The organism is Chromatocurvus halotolerans (assembly GCF_004340525.1).
GTDB classification, from domain to species: Bacteria; Pseudomonadota; Gammaproteobacteria; order Pseudomonadales; family Halieaceae; genus Chromatocurvus; species Chromatocurvus halotolerans.
Genome location: NZ_SLWX01000006.1, coordinates 111,455 through 136,257, shown reverse-complemented (window position 1 = coordinate 136,257; position 24,803 = coordinate 111,455). Strand labels below are relative to the sequence as shown.

17 protein-coding genes are annotated in these 24,803 nt (G+C 63.1%); 15 read left to right on the top strand and 2 right to left on the bottom strand.

What is annotated here, in order from left to right:
- Nucleotides 1–156 precede the first annotated feature (156 nt).
- The 7 genes from EV688_RS08985 (at nt 157) to EV688_RS08955 (ending at nt 11,330) form a co-directional block, all read left to right on the top strand.
- On the top strand, nt 157–1,356 hold the full coding sequence (locus tag EV688_RS08985; protein ID WP_117315935.1) for a CaiB/BaiF CoA transferase family protein: 1,200 nt from the start codon (nt 157–159) through the stop codon (nt 1,354–1,356).
- Nucleotides 1,353–2,255 carry a hydroxymethylglutaryl-CoA lyase gene (locus tag EV688_RS08980; RefSeq protein WP_117315937.1) on the top strand — a complete coding sequence of 301 codons (903 nt, stop codon included), beginning with the start codon at nt 1,353–1,355 and terminating at the stop codon, nt 2,253–2,255. The genes EV688_RS08985 and EV688_RS08980 overlap by 4 nt, the downstream gene beginning before the upstream one ends.
- A gap of 92 nt (nt 2,256–2,347) precedes the next feature.
- Nucleotides 2,348–4,408 carry a hydantoinase/oxoprolinase family protein gene (locus EV688_RS08975; protein ID WP_117315939.1) on the top strand — a complete coding sequence of 687 codons (2,061 nt, stop codon included), beginning with the start codon at nt 2,348–2,350 and terminating at the stop codon, nt 4,406–4,408.
- Between the two features lie 13 nt (nt 4,409–4,421).
- Nucleotides 4,422–6,293, top strand: a complete 1,872-nt coding sequence (locus tag EV688_RS08970; RefSeq protein ID WP_117315941.1) for a hydantoinase B/oxoprolinase family protein — start codon at nt 4,422–4,424, stop codon at nt 6,291–6,293.
- A gap of 50 nt (nt 6,294–6,343) precedes the next feature.
- The gene (locus EV688_RS08965) at nt 6,344–7,921 is read left to right on the top strand and encodes a sigma 54-interacting transcriptional regulator (protein WP_205686545.1); all 1,578 of its coding nucleotides are present in this window, start codon (nt 6,344–6,346) and stop codon (nt 7,919–7,921) included.
- 41 nt (nt 7,922–7,962) lie between these two features.
- Nucleotides 7,963–10,485 (top strand): TonB-dependent receptor, encoded by a 2,523-nt coding sequence (locus tag EV688_RS08960; RefSeq protein ID WP_117315943.1) that lies wholly within the window; start codon nt 7,963–7,965, stop codon nt 10,483–10,485.
- Between the two features lie 110 nt (nt 10,486–10,595).
- Nucleotides 10,596–11,330 carry a hypothetical protein gene (locus tag EV688_RS08955; protein ID WP_117315945.1) on the top strand — a complete coding sequence of 245 codons (735 nt, stop codon included), beginning with the start codon at nt 10,596–10,598 and terminating at the stop codon, nt 11,328–11,330.
- A gap of 3 nt (nt 11,331–11,333) precedes the next feature.
- On the opposite strand, the gene EV688_RS08950 is transcribed toward EV688_RS08955, so the two are convergent.
- Nucleotides 11,334–11,894, bottom strand: a complete 561-nt coding sequence (locus EV688_RS08950; RefSeq protein ID WP_162883831.1) for a VOC family protein — start codon at nt 11,892–11,894, stop codon at nt 11,334–11,336.
- 229 nt (nt 11,895–12,123) lie between these two features.
- Between EV688_RS08950 and EV688_RS08945 the strand changes: the two genes are divergently transcribed.
- The 3 genes from EV688_RS08945 to EV688_RS08935 all read left to right on the top strand — a co-directional run bounded on the left by EV688_RS08945 (nt 12,124) and on the right by EV688_RS08935 (nt 18,806).
- Nucleotides 12,124–15,435 carry an efflux RND transporter permease subunit gene (locus EV688_RS08945; RefSeq protein WP_117315949.1) on the top strand — a complete coding sequence of 1,104 codons (3,312 nt, stop codon included), beginning with the start codon at nt 12,124–12,126 and terminating at the stop codon, nt 15,433–15,435.
- The gene (locus EV688_RS08940; protein WP_117315951.1) at nt 15,432–16,502 is read left to right on the top strand and encodes an efflux RND transporter periplasmic adaptor subunit; all 1,071 of its coding nucleotides are present in this window, start codon (nt 15,432–15,434) and stop codon (nt 16,500–16,502) included. Before EV688_RS08945 ends, EV688_RS08940 begins: the two co-directional genes overlap by 4 nt.
- A 162-nt stretch (nt 16,503–16,664) precedes the next feature.
- The gene (locus EV688_RS08935) at nt 16,665–18,806 is read left to right on the top strand and encodes a TonB-dependent receptor family protein (protein ID WP_117315952.1); all 2,142 of its coding nucleotides are present in this window, start codon (nt 16,665–16,667) and stop codon (nt 18,804–18,806) included.
- Here EV688_RS08935 and greB read toward each other — a convergent pair whose 3' ends face one another.
- Complete coding sequence (gene greB, locus EV688_RS08930) at nt 18,807–19,328, bottom strand: transcription elongation factor GreB (RefSeq protein ID WP_117315954.1); 522 nt, start codon at nt 19,326–19,328, stop codon at nt 18,807–18,809.
- 118 nt (nt 19,329–19,446) lie between these two features.
- Here greB and EV688_RS08925 point away from each other — a divergent pair, with 118 nt between their 5' ends.
- Genes EV688_RS08925 through EV688_RS08905 form a run of 5 tightly spaced genes read left to right on the top strand, consistent with a single transcriptional unit; the run spans nt 19,447 to nt 24,772 of the window.
- Nucleotides 19,447–20,304, top strand: coding sequence for a M23 family metallopeptidase (locus tag EV688_RS08925; RefSeq protein WP_117315956.1), 858 nt, complete (start codon nt 19,447–19,449; stop codon nt 20,302–20,304).
- Between the two features lie 55 nt (nt 20,305–20,359).
- Entirely contained in the window at nt 20,360–20,545 is a 186-nt protein-coding gene (locus tag EV688_RS08920; RefSeq protein WP_117315958.1) for a Trm112 family protein, read from the top strand.
- A gap of 3 nt (nt 20,546–20,548) precedes the next feature.
- Nucleotides 20,549–20,896 carry a histidine triad nucleotide-binding protein gene (locus tag EV688_RS08915; protein ID WP_117315960.1) on the top strand — a complete coding sequence of 116 codons (348 nt, stop codon included), beginning with the start codon at nt 20,549–20,551 and terminating at the stop codon, nt 20,894–20,896.
- Nucleotides 20,897–20,924: 28 nt separating this feature from the next.
- Complete coding sequence (gene alaS / locus EV688_RS08910) at nt 20,925–23,534, top strand: alanine--tRNA ligase (RefSeq protein ID WP_117315962.1); 2,610 nt, start codon at nt 20,925–20,927, stop codon at nt 23,532–23,534.
- The gene (locus EV688_RS08905) at nt 23,531–24,772 is read left to right on the top strand and encodes an aspartate kinase (protein WP_117315964.1); all 1,242 of its coding nucleotides are present in this window, start codon (nt 23,531–23,533) and stop codon (nt 24,770–24,772) included. The genes alaS and EV688_RS08905 overlap by 4 nt, the downstream gene beginning before the upstream one ends.
- Nucleotides 24,773–24,803 lie beyond the last annotated feature (31 nt).

Genomic DNA, 24,803 nt, shown 5'->3' with positions numbered 1-24,803 from the left:
TCCTCTCGAGTCGCTGCCGTCACTGAACGCCAAATTTCCTGTAAGCCACCGATTTAAAAAGTTTTTTTGGGGGGCTTTCCGGTCGCGTTGTTGTGGCACGCATTCTGCAATGCGGTAGCGGTATGTAAAGTACCGTGCTGACAGGAAGGTGTGTTCATGGCGAAACCATTGGCGGGATTGCGCGTTCTGGATCTCACCCACATGCTCTCGGGGCCCTACGGTGCGATGATCCTCGCAGACCTTGGCGCGGAGACCATCAAGGTCGAGCCGATCAAGGGCGAGGGCACGCGCAAGCTGCTGGCCACGGACCCCGCCAACTCTCTGGACGGCCAGGGTGCCTACTACATCACGCTGAATCGCAACAAGCAGAGTGTCGCCCTGGATCTGAAGAGTGCGGAAGGTCTTGAGGTCTTCTATGACCTGGTGAGATCCGCCGATATCGTGATAGAGAACTTCAGCGCCGGCGTCGCCGACAAGCTCAAGATCAGCTATCCCTTCCTTTGCGACATCAACCCTCGAATCATTACCTGCGCTATCAGCGGCTTCGGGTCCGCGGGGCCGAGTTTCCAGCGCCCTGCCTTTGACCAGGTGGTTCAGGCGCTGGGCGGTGGCATGTCCATCACCGGCACCGACGCCGAACACCCGACCCGCGCGGGCATTCCCATCGGCGACCTGGGAGGCGGCATGTTCGGTGCGATGGGCGTGATGGCGGCCCTGTACGAGCGTGAGCGCAGCGGTAAGGGGCAGCACGTGGACATCTCGATGCTGGACTGCCAGATTTCCATGCTGAACTACATGGCCACCATGTATTTTCTCTCGGGAAACGAGCCGACGCCCATCGGCAACAGTCATTTCGTGCACGTGCCCTACAACAGCTACCGCACTGCCGACGGCCATATCATCATCGCGGTCATCTTTGACAGCTTCTGGGACAACCTGCTGGAAGTCGTGGACTACGCGCCCTTCCGCGACGAGAAGTACCGTACACAGCCCGGGCGCCTCGCTGACAAGGACTTTATCGACGGCAAACTCAATGAGCTGCTGAAAACCAACACCTCTGAGTACTGGCTGCGCCGGCTGGAGGAAAAGCGCATTCCCTGCGCCAGGGTCAACCGGCTCGGCGAGGCTCTGGCGGATGAGCAGGTGCTGTCGCGCAATATGGTTGTGGACCTGCATCATCCGAACGGCAGTCACACTCGCGGTCCCGGCAATCCGATCAAGCTGTCGCGTACGGACGAGGAGTCCTTCAGTCCGGCGCCGCTGCTGGGCCAGCACACAGACGGCGTCCTGGCAAATATTCTGGGGTATAGTGATGCGCAGATTCGGGCGCTGCGAGAAGAGGGCAGAATCGCATGACAGACGACACGATTCGCATCAACGAGGTCGGCCTGCGCGACGGCCTGCAGAGCCAGTCCCGCCACCTCACCCTCGATGAGCGCCTGCGCCTGGCAACCTCTCTCATGGAAGCAGGTCTTACGTCCCTGGAAATCGGCAGCTTTGTCTCACCCAGGGCCGTTCCGCAGATGGCGGGTACCGGCGAACTAATCGCCGCACTCAAGCAGCCCGATGGCGTGCATCTCAGTGCACTCATTCCGAACATGAAAGGCTACGAGCTTGCCCGCGCCGCCGGGATCGGGACCGTGGCGGTGGTGGTGTCTGCAACCGAGACCATGAATCTCAAGAATATCAACATGAGCCTTGAGCAGACCCTGGAAGTCGCGCGCGGAATCATCGCGCGCGGGAAGGCCGAGGGGGTAAAGGTTCAGGCCTACCTCGCGGTGGCCTTCGAGTGCCCCTTCGAGGGGCCGACGCCGCGGGAAACGGTCCTGTCCCAGGCTGCGCAGCTGGCCGAGTGGGGCGCACACGAGATTGTTATTGCGGACACTATCGGCGCAGCCAATCCGGCGGCGGTGCGCGGGCTCATGGATGCATTGGTGGTGGCTCATGGCAGCGGCCGGCTTGCCTGTCACTTTCACGATACCCGGGCCATGGGCCTTGCCAACGTCTTTGCCGCCATCGAAAGCGGGGTGCGTCAGTTTGACAGCTCAGTGGGTGGTCTTGGTGGCTGCCCCTTCGCCCCCGGCGCCAAGGGCAACGTGGCGACAGAGGATGTGGTGATGCTGTGTGAGCAGATGGGCTTCGCCACGGGTGTCGACATGCCGGCGCTTCTCCGCTCGGTCGAGCTGGTCAGCGAACTGATCGGCACAGCCCAGGGTGGCCGGGCGCATGACTGGTTGAGCCGCAACGCGGCATAGACGCAGGCAGGGACCCGGGCGCGTCGGGAGCAGCACCGCCAGCGCCCGCAGAGGATACACCGGTAACCGATAACAGCGAGGAGACATAGCGCATGGCATACAGACTGGGTGTCGACGTCGGCGGCACGTTCACGGATTTCCTGTTGATGAACGATGCGACGGGCGAGACCCATACGGCAAAAGTGCCGTCTACGCCGGAGGATTCCTCCATCGGTGTTCTCAACGGCATAGCCCGCGTCTGTGAGGAAACCGGCATCAATCCGACTGACATCCGTCTCGTCATGCACGGCACCACGGTTGCCACCAATGCCGTGTTGACCGGTCGCGGTGCAAAAGTCGGGCTTGTCACGACCGCCGGCTTCGAGGACACCCTGCAGGTGGCGCGCTCCTACTGTCCCGGTGGCCTTGCCGGCTGGGTAAGCTACATCAAGAGTCCGCTGCTGGCGCCCCTGGAGCTGACGATCGGCGCACACGAACGCATGGCGGCGGACGGCTCTGTGGTCACGCCGCTGGATGCTGACCGGCTGCGCGAGGAGCTGCGCAGGCTGCACGCAACGGGCGAGGTCGAGGCGCTGACGATCTGTTTCATCAATGCCTATATCAACCGCGAGCATGAAGAGCAGGCACGCGCCATCGCCAGTGAAATCTTTACCGACACACCGATTTCTATCTCCAGCGACGTGGTGCCGGAGATGCAGGAGTACGAGCGCACCGAGACCACGGTTGTGAATTCCTATGTCAGACCTCAGGTAGCGCGCTACGTCGACAACCTGCAGCGCGCGCTGGAGGAGCGCATGGGTGGCGATACCCACCTGTCGATCCTGCGCTCCGACGGCGGTCTTGCCTCCGCGCGCGCCGCCTCGGAATCGCCGGTGAATCTGCTGATGTCGGGCCCCGCCGGCGGGGTTGCCGGGGCCATCTATTTCTGCAGCCGCGCCGGTTACGACAATATCCTGACCTTCGACATGGGCGGCACGTCTACGGATGTGGCGCTGATCCAGGAGTCAAGGGCGCGGGTGCGTCGTGAGACCTATGTCGGCGATGTGCGCGTGCGTGCACCCTCTGTGGATGTGCGCACCGTCGGCGCTGGCGGCGGCTCGATTGCCTTCGTGCCGGAGCTGACGAAAGCCCTGCGCGTGGGCCCCGAGTCGGCGGGCGCTGTCCCCGGTCCCGCCTGTTACATGAAGGGCGGTGAAGAGCCCACGGTCTGCGACGCCAACGTCGTGCTGGGCTATCTGCCCTCCGATGTCCAGCTTGGCGGCAAGATGGAGATCAACTACGACGCGTCGGTCAAGGCCGTGCAGAAGGTGGCCGACGCCATGGGCATCGGACTCATGGAGGCCGCGGAGGGCATTGTGCGCATCGTCAACGAATCCATGTTCGGTGCCTTGCGGCTGGTGTCGGTGGAGCAGGGGTATGACCCGCGCGACTTTGCCCTGGTGGGCTTTGGCGGCGCCGGCCCACTGCATGCCAACGCGCTGGGGATTCTTACCAGCGCCTGGCCGGTGATCGTGCCGCCGGGCCCCGGTGTGCTGTGTGCCTACGGGGACGCCACCACCCAGGTGCAGGATGAGGCCTCTCGCACCTACCTGATGATGGCGGGCGACCTGACCGACGACAAACTGATGGCAGACCTGAAAGAGCTGCAGGAGCGGGCAGGGGCCTCCCTGCGTGCAGACGGTATCGCTGCGGAGGATCAGGAGGTGGCTTTCCAGGCCGACCTGCGCTACGTCGGCCAGGCCTTTCAGATCACGGTCGACTTCACGGAAGACGAGCTGCGTGGCAGGGGCGTGAGCCTGTTGACCGATGCCTTCGATGCCGAGCACGAGCAGCTGTTTACCTTCAAGCTTGGCGATGGCCACGAGGTGCTGATGATCCGCGCGGTTGCCAGGGCCCGCACCCGCACCATAGAAGCGGCCTCCGCCGGTGATGCCTCGGCGTCGCTGGCGGACTGCATTATTCACCAGAGTCGCTTCTATGTGGACGGCGAGTGGCACGACATCAACATCTACAGTCGCGAAAAGCTGCATGCGGGTCTCACGGTGCCGGGGCCCGCGATCGTTCTGGAAATGGACTCCACCACCGTCGTGTTGCCGGGCTACGCCGCAGGCGTGGACACCATCGGCAACCTTTTGATCAACCCGGCCGCCTGAGGAGAACAGACCGATGGGAGCACGAATCATTGAGACCAGCCCGGCGCCGCTGAAGACCGTCGATGTGGACGGCGTGACCGTGGATATCATTGAAAATGCCCTGAAAAACGCCCGCGTGGAAATGGATGCGGTGCTGTTCCGTACTGCCATGTCTCCAGGCATTCGCGAGCAGGGTGACTGTTTCCCCATGATCGCCAATCGCGAGGGGAAAATGGTGGTGGGCCAGTTCGGCTCGTTTATCGGGCCATTCCTGTCGGTCTATGATGCGGATATTGAGGAGGGTGACATCATCCTCACCAACGACCCCTACCTGTGCAACGCCGCAGTGTCGCACCTGCCCGACTGGCTGGTGCTGGTGCCCGTCTTCAAGGACGGTCGACACATTGCCTGGAGCGCCATGTTCGGCCATATGTCAGACAACGGTGGCATGGTACCGGGGTCGATCCCCATCGAGGCTACCAACATTTTCCAGGAAGGCATTCGCATCCCGCCCACGAAACTTTACCGGAAGGGCGTTCTGCAGGAAGACATCCTCGAACTGATACTGCACAACGTGCGCACGCCGCAGTGGAATCGCTTCGACCTGAATGCCCTGGTTGCCGCGTGCAAGACGGCGTCACGGCGATGCATCGAGCTTGCAGAGCGCTTTGGCGATGATGTTCTCGGCACCACCATGGATGTCATGCTGCAGCGCAACCACGATGCCATGCAGCACATTATCGAGAATTTCATCCCCGAGGAGCCGCGGGAGTTCGAGGATTATCTGTGCGATGACGGCATGGGCATGGGTCCCTACCGCATCAGGTGCCGCATGTGGCGCGAGGGATCGAAAGCCATCTTCGATTTTGACGGCACTGATCCGCAGGCGCAGAGCTCGGTGAACTTCTTCCTCAATGAGGACATGTTCAAGATGTTCTTCGGCTCTTTCACCATCAACGTGGTAGATCCGCAGATTGTCTTCAACGACGGTTTCTACGACCTTGTGGATGTGCGCATCCCCGAGGGTACGCTGCTCAAGCCAAAGTTCCCGGCAGCCCTGTCAGGCCGTACCCACGCCCTCGGTCGGCTGTTTGACCTGCTCGGCGCACTGCTTGGCATGGGTGCGCCGGAGCAGATGCTCAACGCGGCAGGATTCTCGGATTCGCCCCACCTGTTCTACTCGGGCTACGACAGCAAGGGGGAGTGGTTTCAGCTGTTCCAGATCGGCTTTGGCGGTATCCCCGGGCGCCCCGTGGGTGATGGACCCGATGGCCACTCCCTGTGGCCGGGATTCACCAATGTTCCCAACGAGTTCATCGAGAGTTATTTTCCGCTGCGCATAGAGCGTTACGCCACCATTCCCGATTCCGGCGGCGCTGGGCTGCACCGTGGTGGCAACGGTCTCAACGTGGCCTATCGCTTTCTCGCCGATGGCGACATTGCCATCCACGACGATCGCTGGCTGACCTACCCCTGGGGCGTCCTCGGCGGTGAAACCGGCATGCGCTCCACGAAACGCCTTGTCCGTGCGGATGGCAGCGAGGAGTGGCTGCCGTCCAAGGTGGAAAACGTGAAAGTGAGGGAGGGTGACGTGCTGCACTTCAATACCTGGGGCGGTGGCGGCTGGGGCGACCCCTTTCAGCGCGATCCCGATCTGGTGCGCCAGGATGTCAACCGCAGGCTGGTCACCCGCGAGGGCGCGAAACGCTATGGCGTCGTGATTGCCGACGATGGCAGCGTGGATGCCGCGGCTACTGACACGCTGCGGCAGGAACTGCGCGCATCGCGTGGCGAGATTGCGCTGTTCAACCGCGGCGGCAGCATTGAGGAACTCAAGTCGCGCTGCGAGGCGGAGACGCATCTCAAGCCACCGGTTGCGCCCAGCTTCCGCAAAGGGGCGGCGTAGTACGCCGCGGCCAGCGTGACGGATAACGGCATCATGCGGAGACGGGCGTCGTGACCGAGCGGGTGAAGGTCCTCGTCGTCGGTTATCGCAAGTTCAGCGAGCTGATCAATGCCCTGCTGCCGGAATTTTCCGATGAGGCGGATGTGGTCATTGTGGAATCGGTGGCATCCGATCATCGGGACTACAGCGACATGGTCAAGCGCTACGCCGCCGATGTTGTGGTCAGCACCGGATCCAATGCTGCCTATCTCAAGGCCACCCTGAAGGTGCCCGTGGTATCGCAGCGGGTTTCTGATACCGACGTGATCGAAGCTCTTGGCAAGGCACGCAGGGTTGCGCCAACGATGCACCTTTTCAGCTATTCCGGGGAGCCTGAGCCCAGTGCCCGCCTGCTGGAGAGCCTGCCGGAACTGCTGGGTGTCTCTGTGCAGGCGCACAGCTACACCACGACGGATGAAGCGGCCGAGAGCCTGCTCCTGGCGCTTGCCGGCGAGGCGCCCGAGGTGATTGTCGGTCCCAGTTATATCTGCCGTCTCGCCGAGCAGCGAGGCGTGCCAGCGATACTTGTGTACAATCGGAGCTCGGCCCGGCTGATGCTGCGCGAGGCGATAGATACCGCGCGCGCGGCGCAATCTGTCGCGCGAGCGCTCACCGAGAGTCCCGATACGGGCCCTTTTGTTATCCGCTCGCCGCAGATGGAGCGCGTGTCCGCCCTTGCAAGCACCTATGCCCGGGGTCGCGCGGCGGTGCTGCTCCAGGGGGAGAGCGGTACGGGTAAGGAGCATATTGCACGGGAAATTCACCGGCGGAGTGAATTTTCCAGCGGGCGGCTGGTGCCGGTCAACTGCGGCAGCATTCCCAACGAGCTGTTTGAAAGCGAGCTGTTTGGCTATGTGGAAGGGGCGTTCACCAGCTCCCGTCGTGGTGGCCGCGTCGGGCTGATAGAACGGGCAAACGGCGGCGTGCTGTTCCTCGATGAAGTTGGCGAGATGCCTCTCCAGCAGCAGGTCAAGCTGCTGCGCGCGCTGCAGGAGCGGCGCATACGGCCCGTGGGCGGCAACCGGGAAATCGCACTCGACTTCAAGGTGATTGCGGCTACCAACCGCGATCTGCGCGATGCGGTGACGCGGGGTGAATTTCGTGACGATCTGTATTTTCGCCTGAATGTTTTCTCGCTGCGCATTCCTGCGCTGCGTGACCGCCCTGAGGATATTCCGCCAATCGCCGGCCACTACCTGCGCGAATATGCCCGCCAGTACGCCACCGATATCGATACCGGGAGCCTGCTGGCGCAGGTGGTGGATCGACTGCTGGGTTATGCCTGGCCGGGGAACGTTCGGGAGCTGCAGAATTTTGCCGAGCGGCTGGTGGTGAACTGCCTCGATCACGGTGCCGCAGCGATCACGCCGCAGACACTGCGGGATATTCTTCCGGAGCTTATTGCGGCTGACAGCTCGCTGCAGTCGTCCGGGGCACTGAAAGCGCAGGAGCAGGCGGCCATAGACGAGGCCATGCAGCGGTTTGGGGGTGACCGGCAGCGCGTGGCCGAATATCTGGGTATCAGTACCACAACACTGTGGCGACGCCTGAATACCATGGGCCGGGCCGGAGTCTCGAGCATCAACTGACAGAGCGACAACAACTTTCAAAAAAGAGCGGGAGGAGACACATGCAACACACCAGGCGACCTTTGATCGCTGCCCTTGTGGTGGCGGGTGCTGCGTTGGGCAACACGACGCAGGTGAATGCGCAACAGGGCGGTGCTTCTATCGAGGAAGTGGTAGTCACCGCGCGCAAGCGCGCGGAAAACCTGCAGGAAGTTCCGATTGCGATCAATGCGCTCAATGCGCAGGACCTTGAGCGTGCCGGCATCAATCGACCGAGTGACTACATGGGGCTGATCCCCAACGTCACGATTGTCGACGCTGCCAACGTCGGTGATACCCAGGTGAGCATACGCGGCATCGTCTCCACGCGTGACGCCGAGTCCACTTTTGCCTACGTGGTTGACGGCGTTCTCAGCACCAACCCGAACAGCTTCAACGAGGAACTGTTCGACGTCGAGCAGATTGAGGTGCTGAAGGGTCCCCAGGGCGCCCTGTACGGCCGCAATGCGGTGACCGGTGCCATTCTGGTCACCACGAAACAGCCGACCAACGAGTTTGAGGCGCGTGTCGGCGGCACGGTGGGCAACGTCGGTACTTACCGGGCCAATGCGATGATCAGCGGTCCCATCATCGAGGACAGGCTGCTTGGCAGACTCGCTGTGAGCACCAGTGAAACCGATGGCTTCTATGAGAATATCTTCACGGGCCAGGATGACGTGGTGGACTTCCTCGAGGACACCAGCGTGCGTGGACGCCTCATTTTCAATGCAAGCCCGGACCTGACTTTCGACATGCGTGCGGGATACTCCGAAGTCAGTGCGGGCGCCATCAACTTCAACGCGGCTTTCGCCATCCCCGCGTTCGTCGACGCCTTCGGTGCACCGAACTATTTCCAGGACCCCAACGATCTGGATTTCCGCTTCATCTTCAACACCCCCGGGGAAAATGAGCAGGAAACCACCGAGTTTGCCATCAAGGCCGACTGGACGCTGGGTTTTGCCGACCTGGTCGCCAGCTTTTCCTACAATGATCTTCAGGAATACCTACTGTCCGATGGAACGGCAGCGACATTCTACGGCTACGAGCTGACGCCCTCCTGTCAGTCTGACCGCGCCGAGCTGAACAGCTTTACCCGCCCGGACCTGTTTGGTGAACCTTTCAATCCCTTCGGCGTGTTGCCGCCCGGCAATGACTTCGAGGGCGTTTACGGGCCGTATACTGCGTTGTCCTGCGACGGCTTCCAGTACCAGGAGCGCAATCAGACGGATATGAGCCTGGATGTCCGCCTGGTGTCAGCCCAGGACCAGCCCATGCGCTGGATTGCCGGTCTGTACACGGCGGATATCGAGCGAGAGGTCGTGGTGTCCTATGGTGCCGACCGCGGTCAGGGCTTTGTCCGCGCCCCTTATGTGCCTGCCAGCGGTATCAGCCCGACCGACCTGCTGTTCTGGGACGATTTCAAGACCCGGGTGTATTCCGGCTACGGGCAGCTCGAGTTTGATCTCAGTGACCGCATGGAAGTGTCACTGGCCCTGCGCTACGACCGCGAGGAGCGCGAGGTGGAGAACCGAGTACCCAACGTGCTCAACTCCGGGCTCAACGTCAACCTCGTGGACGAGAACTTCGCGCCTTTGCCCATCAATCCCGCCTTTGGCAATAACCCGGATGGCATTCCCGATCGCGATCGCACCTTCACCCAGTTCCAGCCCAAGGTCACCTGGAGCTGGGCGGCAACCGAGGCGGTCAATGTCTATGCCAGCTACGGCATTGGTTTTCGCAGCGGTGGCTTCAACTCCGTTGGCACAGAGGATCTGCTGAATTTCTGGTTCAACGCCGGCTTCGGTGGTCCGGGCGAGGCGGTGAATGCCGGTATCACCGTCACCGATGATTACGACAAGGAAGTCTCGGAGGCCTGGGAGCTGGGCCTGAAGTCCGAGTGGCTGGATCGCCGCCTGCGCCTTAACGCGGCGGTATTCCGCACCGACGTCGAGGACAACCAGTTCTTCGAGTTCTTTGCCGGCCCCTTCGGTCTGCTGCGTTCTGTCACAACCATTGATGAAATGTACATCCAGGGACTGGAGGCAGACTTCACCTTCGTTGCCGGCGACGGCCTGACGCTTTACGGCGGTATTGGCCTGATGGACTCCGAAATCGAGAAGAACGTGAATCGCCCCCTGTCTGTCGGCAACGATGTGCCGCAGGCGCCGGACATGACCGGTAATCTGGGCGCGGAGTGGGTTCTGCCACTTGCCGATGGTCTGGATCTGGTCAGTCGCCTGGACTGGAAATACACCGGTGAGATGTGGTTTCACACGCTACAGGGAGAGCAGACGCCAACCATCTGGAACGCGTTTTTCGGCCCGGGCTTCAATCAGGATTTCTCCAAGTCCTCCCGCGATGCATTCAGCACGCTTGATCTTCGAGTCGGGCTGGAGTCCCTGAACTGGACCCTGACCGCCTGGGGGCGGAATATCACCGACGAGGAGTACCTGCAGGAGATCATCCCGGCGCCCGAGTTCGGCGGCACCTTCAACCATCCTTCCGCACTGCGCAGCTACGGTGTCGATTTCTCCTATCGTTTCTAGTGGCCCACTGTCTAGCGTGCAGACTGCCGGGGACGCGCAGGCGCTCCCGGCAGTCCCGCCGACCGCAGACCCGGGGAGTGCGTGCCTCTTGACGGCAGAGGTATAGCGCCTTGTTCACGCCTGAAGTTGTCGTGCTGTGTACTGCCGCAGCCTCCATCGCCTTTGTGCATACGCTGCTGGGTCCCGATCACTACATGCCCTTCGTGGCGCTCTCGCGCAGCCGCGGCTGGTCGCTGGGCAAGACGGTTCGCGTCACCCTGTTCTGCGGCGCAGGACACATCGTGGGCTCGGTGATCCTCGGCGTGCTGGGGCTGTATATCGGTATTCAGCTGAATGTGCTGGAGTGGGTGGAGAGCGCCCGCGGCGATCTCGCAGCATGGGCGCTGGTTGCCTTCGGGCTGGTTTACATGAGCTGGGGCATACGGCATGCCTGGCGTCAGCGACCGCACGCACACTGGCACAGCCACGATGGCGTCAGTCAAAGCCATGCCAATGCGAACAGCGCGGCGCAGGCTCACCCGCACACGGAACCGGATGCCGCAGCAGAGAAGAGTGAGCGCCGCACGCTGATTGGCTGGGCGATTTTCATTATCTTCGTGCTCGGCCCCTGCGAACCTCTGATTCCCCTGCTCATGTTTCCCGCCGCCCGGGAGAGCCTACCGGCGCTGCTTGCCGTGACCGGCATTTTCGCGGTGGTGACTGTGGCCACCATGCTGTCTGCGGTTGTGGCGGGATTCTGGGGCGCTCGAAGCCTGCGGTGGCCGGGACTTGCCCGCTTTGGTCAGGCGATTGCCGGCGGCATTATTCTGGGCTGCGGGTTGGGTATTGCGGTGCTCGGTCTGTGAGCGCTATTGCAGCTGGTTGAGTTCCACGGTGAAACCGTCCGGATCCTGCATGGCCCCTATCAGGACGGTGAGGGCCTTCTCACCCGCGTAGGAGGGATAGGTGACCCGCTCCGGCTCGTCCAGAACCGTCACTCCCGGTACCTCCCGCGCCCGGGCAAAGCTTTGCAGCAGCTCATCCGTGTTGAACACAAGTACCGTGGTGCCCTCCCGGAAGGCTGCGCCCTTCAGATCAACACGCGGATTTTCGGGCTTGATGTACTGCAGCAGGCCGATCATGCCGATGTAATCGTCATTGGCGCGCAGTAACACGAGCCGGCGAATGAACTCCGCCTCATCCCGGGATGCGCCACGGGGCGTGATGATGGTCCTGTCGTAGGTCACCACCATGCCCAGGGCGTCCCGGTAGAAGGCGAGTGAGCGATCAATGTCGGCCACGACAAGTGTTGTGCGCCGCAGGTCGATGGGAGTGCGTTGCTCCGGATCGACCGGCTCGGCATGCGCCGGCGGCCGCAGGGCCGACAGCGCCAGGCAAAGCAGAGCGGTGGCCAGGTGTTGTACAGACATGACGGCGCCTCCCGGGGCAATAATGGCTAACGTGCTGACGACTGGCCTGCCGGCGCCTGCGCCTGATGCAGACCCGTTAGTGCAGTGCACGGTACAGGGTAGCCCAGGCCGGTCGTGCAATTCCATTCGCTGCCGCAGCAGTGGCGGGTGTTATCCGCTGGCGACGGCGGTGACGCTCCAAAAACGGTAGACTGCGCAGCAGGCATGGCGAGCGGATCGGGAGCGCGGGATGATCAGGGATTTCAACGGACTGATGGGGGTCGTCCTGCGTGGCGGTCTGCCCACCCTGATCTTCCTCGGCGCGCTGCTGGCCGGGGTGCTCGCGCTGCAGCTGACGCCGCGGGAGGAAGAACCGCAGATAGTCGTGCCCATGGTGGATGTGCTGGTGGATGCTCCCGGACTGAGCGCCCGCCAGACCGAGCGTCAGGTCACCATCCCGCTGGAAAAACTTCTCAACCAGATTCCCGGTGTAGAGCACCTCTATTCGAGTACCCGCGCCGGCAGCGTTGCTGTAACGCTGCGCTTTCACGTGGGTGAAGATCGCGAGCGCTCCCTGCTCAATACCTACAACAAGCTGTATTCCAATCAGGATCGCATTCCGCAGGTGGTGTCGCGCTGGCAGCTGAAGCCGGTCGAGATCGACGATGTGCCGATTCTGGTTGTGGCCCTGTGGAGCACCAACAGTGAACGTTACGGGGACTACGAGCTCGGGCGCATGGCGCAGGAATTTGCCACCAGCCTGCAGGCCATACCCCAGACCAACGGCGTTACCGTGACAGGGGGGCGTACGCGCACGCTGCGAATACTGCTTGATCCTGAGGCCATGGGGGCCCGCCGCACCACTCCCACGGACATCGTTGAGGCACTGGCCTCTGCCAATCGGCTGCAGGAAGCGGGCGACTGGGTGGTGGGTAATGAGGCGATCTCGCTGCAGGCTGGCGATGTCCTGCGCGAGGCCGGCGAACTGCGCCAGCTCGTGGTCAACGTCATCGACGGTGCGCCGGTATTCCTGCGCGACGTGGCCGATATCGTTGACGGACCGCAGGAGCCGGAGGCTTACAGCTGGCTGCAGGCCGTTTCCGGAGAGGCCAGCAGCACCGAGCACCCCATGGTGACGCTGGCGGTTGCCAAGCAGCGTGGCTCGAACGCTGTGACGGTATCCGGGCAGGCTATGGCGACACTTGAGCGGCTGCAGTCGGATATTCTGCCGCCCGAGATTCGCCTGACGGTGCTGCGCGACTACGGCGAAACCGCGGATGCCAAGGTCAACGAACTGGTTACCTCGCTGGGTTTTGCGGTGCTCACGGTGGTGGTGTTCATTGGCGTCTTCCTGGGCTGGCGGGCGGCACTGGTCGTGGGGCTGGCGCTGCCGGTCTGCTACGGCGCCGCGCTGGCGCTGGACCTGGCCTTTGGCTACACGATAAATCGGGTGACGCTGTTTGCCCTGATTCTCTCGCTGGGCCTGTTGGTGGATGACCCGATCACCGGTGTGGATAACATTGACCGTTATCTGCGCCGCGGCGAGGGCTCGCTCGCTGAGCGTGTGGCCGGAGCGATGCGGGAAATTCGCTCGCCCCTGATCATGTCGACGGTGACCATTGTGGTGGCCTTTCTGCCGCTGGCGTTCATTACCGGAATGATGGGGCCTTACATGGCGCCGATGGCGTTCAACGTGCCGGTCAGTGTGATCATCAGCACCCTGGTGGCTTTTCTGGTGACGCCCTTTGTCGCTAGTCGTTTGCTGCGTGCAGAGGCGCCCGCCGACGCCGCAGCGCCGGCCGGCCACAACCTGTATCGATCCCTGCTGGCCCCGTTTCTCGACAGCCGATCGCGGGCGCGTACCCTGATTCTTGTCGTTGTCCTGCTCTTTGTCGCCTCCGCGCTGCTGCCGGCGCTGCGCGCGGTCCCCCTGAAACTGCTGCCCTACGACAACAAGAACGAAGTGCAGGTGCTGCTGGACATGCCGGAGGGCAGCAGTCTGGAGCACACGGCGGCGGCGCTGCGGCAGCTGTCTGCCGCCGTGTCGCGGGTTCCGGAGGTGCGCTGGGTGGCGGCGTTTGCCGGCGAGCCCTCGCCGATGGATTTCAACGGTATGGTGCGTCGCTATTACCAGCGTCTGGCGCCGCACCAGGGTGAGCTGCGCCTGGTGCTGGCGGACAAGGCCATGCGCGAACACCAGTCCCATGCGGTGGTGCTGCGCCTGCGGGCATTGCTGGCGCCTCTGGTTGCCGACGGCGTCTCGGTCAAGGTGGTGGAGGTGCCGCCTGGCCCGCCGGTACTGAGTACCCTGGTGGCGGAAGTGTATGCCGATACGCTCACGCCCTCTGCCACCCATCAGGCGGCAGCCAGGGAGCTGTTGCGGCGCCTGGCGCTCGAACCCCACGTGGTTGAGATCGATTCGACGCTGGAGGCATCGCAGCCGCAGCGACGATTTATCACCGACCGGCAGAAGGCCGCTCTGTCAGGCATATCCACAAGTGACGTGGCGCGACTGCTCACTCTCGCCAACGCCGGGGAAGTTGCCGGTTACCTGCAGGACCCCGACGAGATGCTGCCCGTGCCCATGGAACTGCGTCTGCCCCGGTCGGGACGCGTGCAGGAAGGGGATTTTCTGCGCCTGCTGGTGCGCGGCCGTGCCGGCATCACGGCAACCACCACAGAGCAGGGCCTGGAAGTGGCTCCGCAGCCGCTTGTCGCGCTGGGCGAACTCGGCGCGTTCGAGTCACGCACGGTCGACAGGACAATCCATCGCAAGGATCTGCGTCAGGTGGTCTATGTCACGGCCGAGCTGAACGGTCGTACGCCCGCCGAGGTGATTGCCGATATCCACGCAGACCAGCAGCAGGCTGGGGATACCCGGTCCGCAAACACCAGCGCACCGCCCTGGGAGTCGCGCACCTTCTTCAATAATGGCGGTGGCGAGGCCTGGCAGCTGCCGCCGGGTACCGGGGTGAGCTGGACCGGCGAGGGGGAACTGTCCATCACGCTCGACGTGTTCCGGGATATGGGCCTGGGCTATGCCTTCGCCCTCCTGGCGATCTTCGGCATTCTGCGCGTGCAGACACAGTCGACGGCGCTGTCATTGATCATCATGTCGGCGATCCCGCTCACCGTGATCGGCATCATGCCGGGGTTCTGGCTGATGAACCAGGCAGGCGAGCGCATGGTGGCGGGCGCGCCCGATCCGGTAATGTTCACGGCCACCGCGATGATCGGGATGATTGCGCTGGCGGGCATCGTGGTACGCAATTCCCTGATTTTGGTGGAATTCATCGCGCAGTCCCTGGCCGAGGGTGAGTCCCTGCGCGAGGCCGTGCTGCAGGCCGGTGCCGTGCGCATGCGCCCGGTCATGCTGACCGCCGGCACCACGCTGCTCGGCAACCTGGTCATTACCCTCGACCCGGTATTCAACGGCCTGGCGCTGGCCATCATATTCGGGATTGTCGCGTCCACCCTGTTCACCCTGGTAATCGTGCCGGTGGTGTACTGGCTGGTGTTCAGTGACGCCAACGCCCCGGCATCTGCGGAGTCTGCATCATGATTCAAGCCCGGAAACTGCTTCTGCCCCTCGCCGCCCTGTGCCTGTTGCTGCTGGTCATTGCCTGGATGGCGGGTCTGTTCAATACGCGTATTGAGCCCGGTGTCGAGCCCGGTGCCGGTCAATCCGTCGAGGATGCGCTGGTCGCCACCTACACGGAGGAGCCTGTGACTGAGGCGGTGCCGGCATCGGTGCAGGCGGTGGAGCGCACGGTGGTGAGTTCGCGCTTGCTGGCGCGGGTCAGTCGCCTGCTGGTGCGCTCGGGGGATACCGTCGAGGCCGGCGCATTGCTGGTCGCGCTGGAGGACGATGACCTCACGGCGCAGACGCGTCAGGCGCGGGAGTCTGTCAACAGCATCCAGGCGCGGCTGGACGAGGCATCGCGCAACCTGCAGCGTGCCAGCAGCATGCACGAACGCGGCCTCATCGCCGATACCGACCTGGATGCCGCCATCTCGGCCGCGCGCACGCTGGAAGCCGAGCTGCAGCGCGCCCGGCGCCGGGTCGAGGAGAGTGAGGCGGCGCTGTCCTATGCGCAGGTGCGTGCACCCATCGGCGGCCGCGTGGTGGAACGTTTTGTTGAACCCGGAGATACCGTGTCGCCGGGGGAGCCCATGGTGTCGCTGTACAACCCCGTGTCGCTGCGCGTGGAGGCCTGGGTGCGGGAGTCGCTCGCGCTGTCACTCACCGAGGGCGACACGCTTGCGGTGGCCATTCCGGCACTCGACAGGGGGCTGGAGGGGACGATCGAGGAGATCGTGCCGGCGGCAGATCCCGGTGCCAGGGCATTCATGGTCCGAGTGCGCCTCCCGCCCGGGGACTCGCTGCAGCCGGGGATGTATGCCCGGATGCAGATTCCTGCGGGCAGCGTTGAGCGACTCCTGATTCCGCAGGCGCGGGTACGCTCCATTGGCCAGCTCGACGTGCTGTGGGTGCAGGGCGAGAGCGGTCCCGAGCGTCGCTTCGTACGCCTGGGTCCTGCCCGTGATGACAATACGGTTGAGGTGGTTGCAGGTCTGTCTCCGGGTGACAGGGTGCTGGTGCCACAGGACCGTGGCAATCTGCCCTGAGCGGCGTTTCCAGGTTCCAACCCAGAGAGACGGACCCCTCCCTTGTAATTGATAATCGTTATCAGTATCGTTCGCGCTTATGGGCTTCGGCACCGGAAAACCGTGCGGGGCCGTGCCAATACGGGCACATGATCACACAGCGGACAGTACAGGGGGCAAGGCATGATCAGATACGGCAACAGACGGAGCAGGCTGGGGATCGCGGTGGCATCGGCGATCACGGCGATCGCGGGAGCGACTGCACAATCGGCTGAGCTGGAAGAGGTCACCATTGTTGGCTCGGTCGCTGATGCCCGCATTCTGCCGGGCTCGGGCAGCGTGATCGATAACGAACAGATGACCATCGAATTCGCCAACGATATCAACCAGCTGCTGAAAACCGTTCCCGGCGTCTACATTCGCGAGGAGGATGGCTATGGCCTGCGACCGAATATCGGGATCCGCGGTGCCACATCCGAGCGTGCCTCCAAGGTGACGCTGATGGAGGATGGCGTCATGATCGCGCCCGCGCCGTATTCCAACCCGGCGGCCTACTATTTTCCGACCACCCTGCGCATGCATACCACCGAGGTAGTCAAGGGCGCGCCACTGCTGCGCTACGGCCCGCAGACTACCGGCGGCGTGATCAACATGGTATCGACGCCGATTCCCGATGCGTTCGGCGGGCGGGTGAATCTACGCTACGGGCAGAATGCTGAAGCCGACCTGCTGGCCAGCGTGGGTGGCAAGCGGAACGGTTTTGGTTTTCTGCTGGAAACGGCGCAGCGCCGCAGTGATGGCTTCAAGGATATCGACGGCGGCGACCGCGACTCCGGTTATGACATACAGGATTATGTCTTCAAGCTGGGCTGGGAGGGCGACCGCCAGAGCCTGTTGTTCAAGGCCCAGTATTCGGACGAGACCTCTGACGAGACCTACCTCGGCCTTACTGACCGCGATTTCGCCCGCGATGAGAATCGACGTTATGGCCTCTCAGCAATTGATCAAATGAACAATGAGCACGAGGGCTACAGCCTGACCTATCGCCTCGCGCTGACCGACACGGTCGACCTCACGGCCATTGCCTACCGCAATAACTTCAGCCGCAACTGGTTCAAGCTCAGCGGCGGCGGCAGTCTTGTCAGCGCCGCCAACGCCGGCGACGCGGACGCCCAGGCCGTGCTCGACGGCACCCGCGACATCAGCGGTCTGAGCTACAAGAACAACAGCCGCGACTATACCTCCGAAGGCGTGGACCTGAACCTTGATATCGACCTCGGAGAGCACCAGCTGGCTCTCGGCGGGCGGCTGCACCAGGACGACATGGACCGCTTTCAGCCGGTGGACATCTACGACCAGATCGATGGGCAGCTAGTGCAGACAGGCACGGTACTGCCAACCGGCGGTGACAACCGGCTGGAGGACGCCGAGGCCATGACCTTCTGGGCGGTGGATACCTGGCAGATCAGTGATGCGCTGAAGCTGAACCTGGCCCTGCGCTACGAAGACGTCGAGTCCAGCCGTCGCCAGTACGGTGACGTGGATCGCATGACGGCACCCTCTGTTCGCGGCAACGACTCCGCGGAATGGCTGCCGGGCGCATCCTTTACCTATGCCCTCTCGGACAGCTGGCAGGTCCTCGGTGGCGTGCACCGCGGCTTTTCGCCGCTGGGGGGCGGTGCGAGGGAGAATGAAGACGCAGAAACCAGCGTGAACTACGAGGCGGGCGTCCGCTACAGCGGCGCCATGTTCCTCGAGGCCATCGCCTTTTACAGCGATTTCGAGAACAAGAGCGAGAACTGCTCCAACGCCAGCCCCTGCAGCAACGGCGCGACCAGCGGGGCATTTGTCACCGGCGAGGCAGAAATCTCCGGGGTGGAGATGCAGCTCGGCACCAGCCTGAATGTGGGCGGGCTGAATATGCCGGTAGACGCGATGTACACCTACACGCAGGCGGAAGTCAGCGGCAACAACGAGAGCCTCGGGTTTGCCGATGGCGATCGTCTGGCCTCCGTGCCGGAAAACGTGTTCAGCCTGCGCTTCGGTCTTGAGAGCGACATGGGCTGGAACAATTATGCGGTGGTGAAATACATCGATGACATGTGCGTGAACATCGGTTGCAATAATGTCGCCAGCAACTTTGCCGAAACGGAAGAGCTGTTGGTGATCGACTACATCAGCCGCTATGCCCTCAACGACGACGCCGTGGTGTTTCTCAAGGTCGACAACCTGCTGGACGAGCAGTCCATCGTGTCGCGTCAGCCCGACGGTGCGCGTCCGAACCGACCGCGAACGGCGTCCGTTGGCGTGCAGTGGTCGTTCTGATCAGGGGGTCTTGCTGATGCTGTCGAAGCGATAGTCGACCGCGGTGATGACATAGCGCTGCTCACCCGCCGGCGTTGCCACGCTCACCTCGTCGTCCAGGGCCTTGCCGAGCAGGGCACGGGCGACGGGAGAGTCAATCGACAGTTTTCCCGCGGGTAGATCGAACTCGTCGGGCCCGACAATGCGCCAGCGGATCTCCTCGCCGGCGTCGTTCTCAAGGGTGACGTGACAGCCGAAGTAGACCCTGCCGGCGTCAGCGGGCGGACGGTCCACGATTGTCACCTCGTCGAGGCGCTTGCCGAGAAAGCGCACCCGGCTGTCGATTTCCCGCAGCCGCCGCTTGCCGTAGATGTAGTCCCCGTTTTCCGAGCGGTCACCGTTCTTTGCGGCCTCGCGCACCACGTCAGTGACCTGCGGTCGCTCCACTTTCCACAATCGGTATAATTCATCGCGCAGGGCGCGCTCTCCCTCCGGGGTGATCAGCGCAGTGCCGCGGCGGCGGGGTGGTCGGTAGCGTGACATGGCGCGCAGTGTAGCGCGACATCCGCCAGCCGGTAAGATGGCCGCTGACCAGCGCGAGACAGTCACTTGCCGCGACGGAAGCGGGAACAGTCAGTGGAAACAGGGAGAACAGGCGATAATGGCAGGGGCGATACGGATACCACGATGGCGTGAACTGTTGCTGTTTATGGGCGCTGCGGCGGCCACCTCGGTCGCTCACGCCCAGTGTGTGGATGTCAGCGGCGATCCGACTCAGGGGGGTGTTATCTGGGGCAGGGTAGCGCCCGAAGCCAGAGTGGCCCTCGATGGCGAAGCGATCGATGTGCTGCCCAACGGCTACTTCGTTGCCGGCTTCGGCCGCAACGCCGCCGCTCGCAGCCTGCTGGTGGTGGAGCAGGAAGATCCGGGCAAGCGCTGCGAGCAGGCGCTGACGGTGGCAACCCGCGAGTACCGGATAGACCGGGTCGAGGGCGTGCCCCAGCGCACGGTGACGCCGCCACCGGTACAGCTGGAGCGCATCCGTCGCGAGCGCGAACTCGTGGCCGCGGCAAAGCGCCAGCGCATCGAGCGTCCGGACTGGCTGCTGCAGGTGGATGGCGGCTTCGACTGGCCCGCGACGGGTCGCATATCCGGCGTCTATGGCAGCCAGCGCGTCTATAACGGCGAACCCGGCAATCCGCACTACGGTGTTGATGTCGCTGTTCCCACGGGAACCCCGGTGCTGGCGCCGGCGGCAGGCGTGGTCACGCTGGCGGAGGACGACCTGTTTTATTCCGGCGGCACGGTGATCCTCGATCATGGCTACCGGCTGTCCTCATCTTTCCTGCACATGAGCCGCATACTGGTGTCGGTGGGGGATGAGCTGGCGCAGGGCGACCTTATCGGCGAGGTGGGCGCCACGGGGCGCGCCACCGGCCCGCATCTCGACTGGCGCATGAGCTGGCGACAGGAGCGCGTGGACCCTCAGCTGCTGGTTCCGCCCATGCCCAAGCCCTGAAAAATCCGTATACTATCGGGTCCCGGATCGTCGCAGATCCTGCAATGGAGTCAGTATGATCGACAAGAAACTGCTCAGCATCCTGGTGTGCCCGGTGACGAAGGCGCCACTGCAGTATGATGCGGAAAAAGAAGAGCTGGTGTGCAAGGCCAGCGGGCTCGCCTACCCGGTGCGCGATGGTATTCCCGTGATGCTCGAGAGCGAAGCACGCCAGCTCACCGCCGACGAGAAACTGGGGTAAGCCGTGTCCGAGACTATTTTTGGCAAGATCATCGCCGGGGACATCCCGGCAGACAAGCTGTACGAGGACGAGCACTGCATCGCCATACGCGACATCAATCCGCAGGCCCCGGTGCACGTGCTGGTGATTCCGAAGAAGGCTATCGCCAGACTTTCGGATGCCAGCGCCGATGACCAGGCACTTCTCGGTCACCTTATGCTCGCCGCGGGAAAAATCGCCCGGCAGGAAGGCGTCGGCGATGCCTTCCGCCTTATCGTCAACAATGGTGAAGCGGCAGGCCAGACCGTTTTCCACCTGCACCTGCACATTATCGCCGGCCGGGAATTCGCCGAAGGCCATCTGGCGGGCTGACCCCGCCCTGTACTGACAGAGACCCACTATGAAGACCGGAGACATACGCGAGGCATTCCTGGCGTTTTTCGAGAGCCACGGGCATACCCGGGTGCCCAGCAGTTCGCTGGTTCCCGTGGACGACCCGACGCTGCTGTTCACCAACGCCGGCATGAATCAGTTCAAGGACACCTTCCTTGGCAACGATCCGCGTCCTTACCTGCGCGCGACCAGCTCCCAGCGCTGCGTGCGTGCTGGCGGCAAGCACAACGACCTGGAAAACGTCGGCTATACCGCGCGCCACCACACTTTTTTCGAGATGCTCGGCAACTTCAGCTTCGGCGACTATTTCAAGCGCGACGCCATTCGCCTTGCCTGGACCTTTCTCACCGAGGAACTGGGGCTGCCGCCGGAGCGCCTGTGGGTCACGGTGCATGTCTCAGACGATGAGGCCGAGCAGATCTGGATCGAGGACATCGGCTTCCCCGCCGCGCGCATCTCGCGGCTGGATGAGGACAATTTCTGGCAGATGGGGGACACCGGTCCCTGTGGCCCCTGTTCCGAAGTGTTCTACGACCACGGCCCAGACGTCCCTGGCGGCCCTCCCGGCAGCCCTGACGACGATCTCGATCGTTATATCGAGATCTGGAACCTGGTGTTCATGCAGTTCAATCGCGATGCCTCCGGAGAAATGAACCCCCTGCCCAAGCCCTCGGTCGATACCGGCATGGGGCTTGAACGTATCGCTGCCGTGCTGCAGGGCGTGCACAGCAACTACGAGATCGACCTGTTCCAGGCCCTGATCAACGCCGCCGCCAATACCCTGGGCGTGACCGACCGCGACGCGTCATCGCTGCGGGTGATTGCCGATCACATCCGCTCCTGTGCCTTCCTCGTCGTGGACGGCGTACTACCGGGCAACGAAGGCCGTGGCTACGTTCTGCGCCGCATCCTGCGCCGGGCCATCCGCCACGGCAACAAGCTCGGGGCGGACAGACCCTTTTTCCATCGCCTGGTAGCGCCCCTGGTCGAACAGATGGGCGATGCCTACCCGGAGCTGCGACGACAGCAGGCGGCCATCGAAAAGGCACTACTGGCGGAAGAAGAGCAGTTCGCCAAGACGCTGGACAACGGCATGGCCATTCTCGACGAGGCTCTGGCGGGACTCGATGGCGACGAGATCCCCGGCGACCTGGTATTCCGGCTGTACGACACCTACGGCTTCCCGACCGACCTGACCAACGACATCGCCCGTGAACGCGGCCTGACGCTGGACATGGAAGGCTACGAGGCCGCCATGAACGCCCAGCGCGAACGCTCCAAGGAAGGCGGCAGCTTCCGCGTTGACTACAACGCCGCACTCAAGCTCGAGGGCAGCACACAGTTCACCGGCTACGATGGTATCGACGGCAGCGGTCGCGTGCTCGCCCTGCTGCGCGACGGTGAACCGGTGACCTCGCTCTCGGCTGACGACAGTGGCGTGGTGGTGCTCGACAGTACCCCCTTCTACGCCGAGTCGGGCGGACAGATGGGAGACACCGGTTTTCTGGCCGCGGATGGCGTGCGTCTGGAAGTGACTGACACGACCAAGGCCCAGTCCCATCACCTGCATCATGTGAAAGTGCTTGAGGGCCAGGTGTCAGCGGGGGACACCCTGGCGGCCTGCGTGAACAACAGCCTGCGCCAGCGCACACGCCTGAATCACTCGGCAACCCACCTGCTGCACGCTGCGCTGCGGGAAATTCTGGGAGACCATGTCGCCCAGAAGGGCTCGCTGGTGGATTCGCGCCGGCTACGCTTTGATTTCTCCCACCCAGACGCGGTGACCCACGAACAGCTGCGAGCCATCAGCGAGCGCGTGAATGCACAGATCCGGGCGAATACGCCCGTGACCACCCGTCTCATGAGCATGGACGAGGCCATGGCAGCGGGTGCGATGGCGCTGTTCGGCGAGAAGTATGGGGAAGAAGTGCGTGTGCTCAGCATGGGCGAGAACGACTTCTCCGTGGAGCTTTGCGGTGGTACCCACGTGGACCGTACGGGTGATATCGGCCTTTTCCACATTACCGCAGAAGCCGGCGTTGCCGCCGGCGTGCGCCGGATCGAGGCCGTGACTGGCGAAGGCGCCATTGCCGCCGTCGATGCCCAGTCGGAACAGCTGAGGTCACTGTGCGAGGCCGTGAAGGCAACCCCGGCAACGCTGGTGGATCGGGTTGTCGGCCTGCGCAGCGAGGCGAGAGAGCTGGAAAAGGACGTGGCGCGCCTGAAACAGAAGCTTGCCACTTCCGCCGGTGGTGATCTGACATCCCGCGCCGTCGCGGTGGGTGATACGAGAGTACTGGCCGTCAACGTTGACGGTGCCGACGCGAAAACCCTGCGAGAGACCATGGACCAGTGCAAGAACAAGCTCGGCAGCGGCGTCGTGTTCCTCTCTACAGTGAGTGACGACAAGGTGTCATTGACCTGTGGTGTCACGGCTGACCTGACCGACCGCATCAAGGCCGGCGACGTAATGCGCGAGTTTGCCGGCCGTCTCGGCGGCAAGGGCGGCGGTCGTCCCGACATGGCCCAGGGCGGCGGCACCGATGTCGCTGCGCTGGACAGCGTGCTGGCGGCCATTCCCGACTGGGTCGCTGAGCGGATGGGCGTCAGTGCGTGAGTCTGATTGTCCAGAAGTTCGGCGGTACCTCTGTCGGCTCAGTCGCCCGTATTGAGCAGGTAGCGGATAAAGTCGCCGCCTTTCGCGCCTCAGGTCACGATATCGTGGTTGTGGTGTCCGCCATGAGTGGCGAAACCAATCGGCTCATCGGCATGGCGCACGAAATCACCGAGCACCCCCTGCCGCGTGAACTCGACGTGCTGGTTTCCACTGGTGAGCAGGTGACCACGGCGCTGCTCGCCATGGCGCTGGAGAAGCGCGGGCTCAGCGCCAGGAGCTACACCGGCTCCCAGGTGCGCATCCTCACCGACAGTGCCCACACCAAGGCGCGCATCCGCGAGATCGACAACCAGCGAATGCACGCCGATCTTGCCAGGGGCAGCGTAGTGGTCGTGGCCGGCTTTCAGGGCGTGGACGAGCACGGCAACATCACGACGCTCGGCAGAGGCGGCTCGGACACCACTGCCGTCGCGTTGGCGGCGGCATTGAAGGCCGACGAATGCCAGATCTATACGGACGTCGACGGCGTCTACACCACGGACCCGCGGGTTGTGGACGGCGCGCGACGCCTCGATCGCATCACCTTCGAGGAGATGCTGGAAATGGCCAGTATGGGCTCCCGCGTGCTGCAGATACGCGCCGTGGAATTCGCCGGTAAATACCATGTGCCGCTGCGTGTCCTGCACAGCTTCAAGGACGGCCCGGGCACGCTGATCACCCTCGAGGAGGACGAGTCCATGGAAACGCCAACCATTGCCGGCATCGCCTTCAATCGCGACGAGGCCAAGCTCACCGTGCGCGGCGTGCCCGATACGCCGGGCGCCGCCTATCGCATTCTCGGGCCGATTGGCGAAGCCAATATCGAAGTCGACGTCATTGTGCAAAATGTCGCCGGCGATAACACCACCGACTTCACCTTCACCGTCGCCCGCAACGATCTGGCCGAGGCCGAGGCGGTATTGCGCGAGGTGGTCGCAACCATGGATTCTGCCGAGGTTCGCAGCGACAGCCGCATCGCCAAGGTTTCCGTTGTTGGCGTTGGCATGCGTTCCCACGCCGGCGTTGCCAGTCAGATGTTCGCGGCCCTGGCCGAGGTCGGCATCAATATCCAGATGATCACGACGTCTGAAATCAAGATTTCGGTGATCATCGAGGAAAAATACATGGAGCTCGCCGTGCGCGCGCTGCATTCCTCATTCGGGCTGGACGGGGAACCCCGGGACGAGCACGCTGCCTAAGCCCACGGAATGGGTTGGTCTGCGGTGGGTA

Excerpts from the sequence above, each read along its gene's own strand:
- EV688_RS08985 (WP_117315935.1), top strand. The coding sequence starts at position 157 with ATGGCGAAACCATTGGCGGGATTGCGCGTTCTGGATCTCACCCACATG.
- EV688_RS08980 (WP_117315937.1), top strand. The coding sequence starts at position 1,353 with ATGACAGACGACACGATTCGCATCAACGAGGTCGGCCTGCGCGACGGC.
- EV688_RS08975 (WP_117315939.1), top strand. The coding sequence starts at position 2,348 with ATGGCATACAGACTGGGTGTCGACGTCGGCGGCACGTTCACGGATTTC.
- EV688_RS08970 (WP_117315941.1), top strand. The coding sequence starts at position 4,422 with ATGGGAGCACGAATCATTGAGACCAGCCCGGCGCCGCTGAAGACCGTC.
- EV688_RS08960 (WP_117315943.1), top strand. The coding sequence starts at position 7,963 with ATGCAACACACCAGGCGACCTTTGATCGCTGCCCTTGTGGTGGCGGGT.
- EV688_RS08950 (WP_162883831.1), bottom strand. The coding sequence starts at position 11,894 with ATGTCTGTACAACACCTGGCCACCGCTCTGCTTTGCCTGGCGCTGTCG.
- EV688_RS08945 (WP_117315949.1), top strand. The coding sequence starts at position 12,124 with ATGATCAGGGATTTCAACGGACTGATGGGGGTCGTCCTGCGTGGCGGT.
- EV688_RS08940 (WP_117315951.1), top strand. The coding sequence starts at position 15,432 with ATGATTCAAGCCCGGAAACTGCTTCTGCCCCTCGCCGCCCTGTGCCTG.
- EV688_RS08935 (WP_117315952.1), top strand. The coding sequence starts at position 16,665 with ATGATCAGATACGGCAACAGACGGAGCAGGCTGGGGATCGCGGTGGCA.
- greB (WP_117315954.1), bottom strand. The coding sequence starts at position 19,328 with ATGTCACGCTACCGACCACCCCGCCGCCGCGGCACTGCGCTGATCACC.
- EV688_RS08925 (WP_117315956.1), top strand. The coding sequence starts at position 19,447 with ATGGCAGGGGCGATACGGATACCACGATGGCGTGAACTGTTGCTGTTT.
- EV688_RS08920 (WP_117315958.1), top strand. The coding sequence starts at position 20,360 with ATGATCGACAAGAAACTGCTCAGCATCCTGGTGTGCCCGGTGACGAAG.
- alaS (WP_117315962.1), top strand. The coding sequence starts at position 20,925 with ATGAAGACCGGAGACATACGCGAGGCATTCCTGGCGTTTTTCGAGAGC.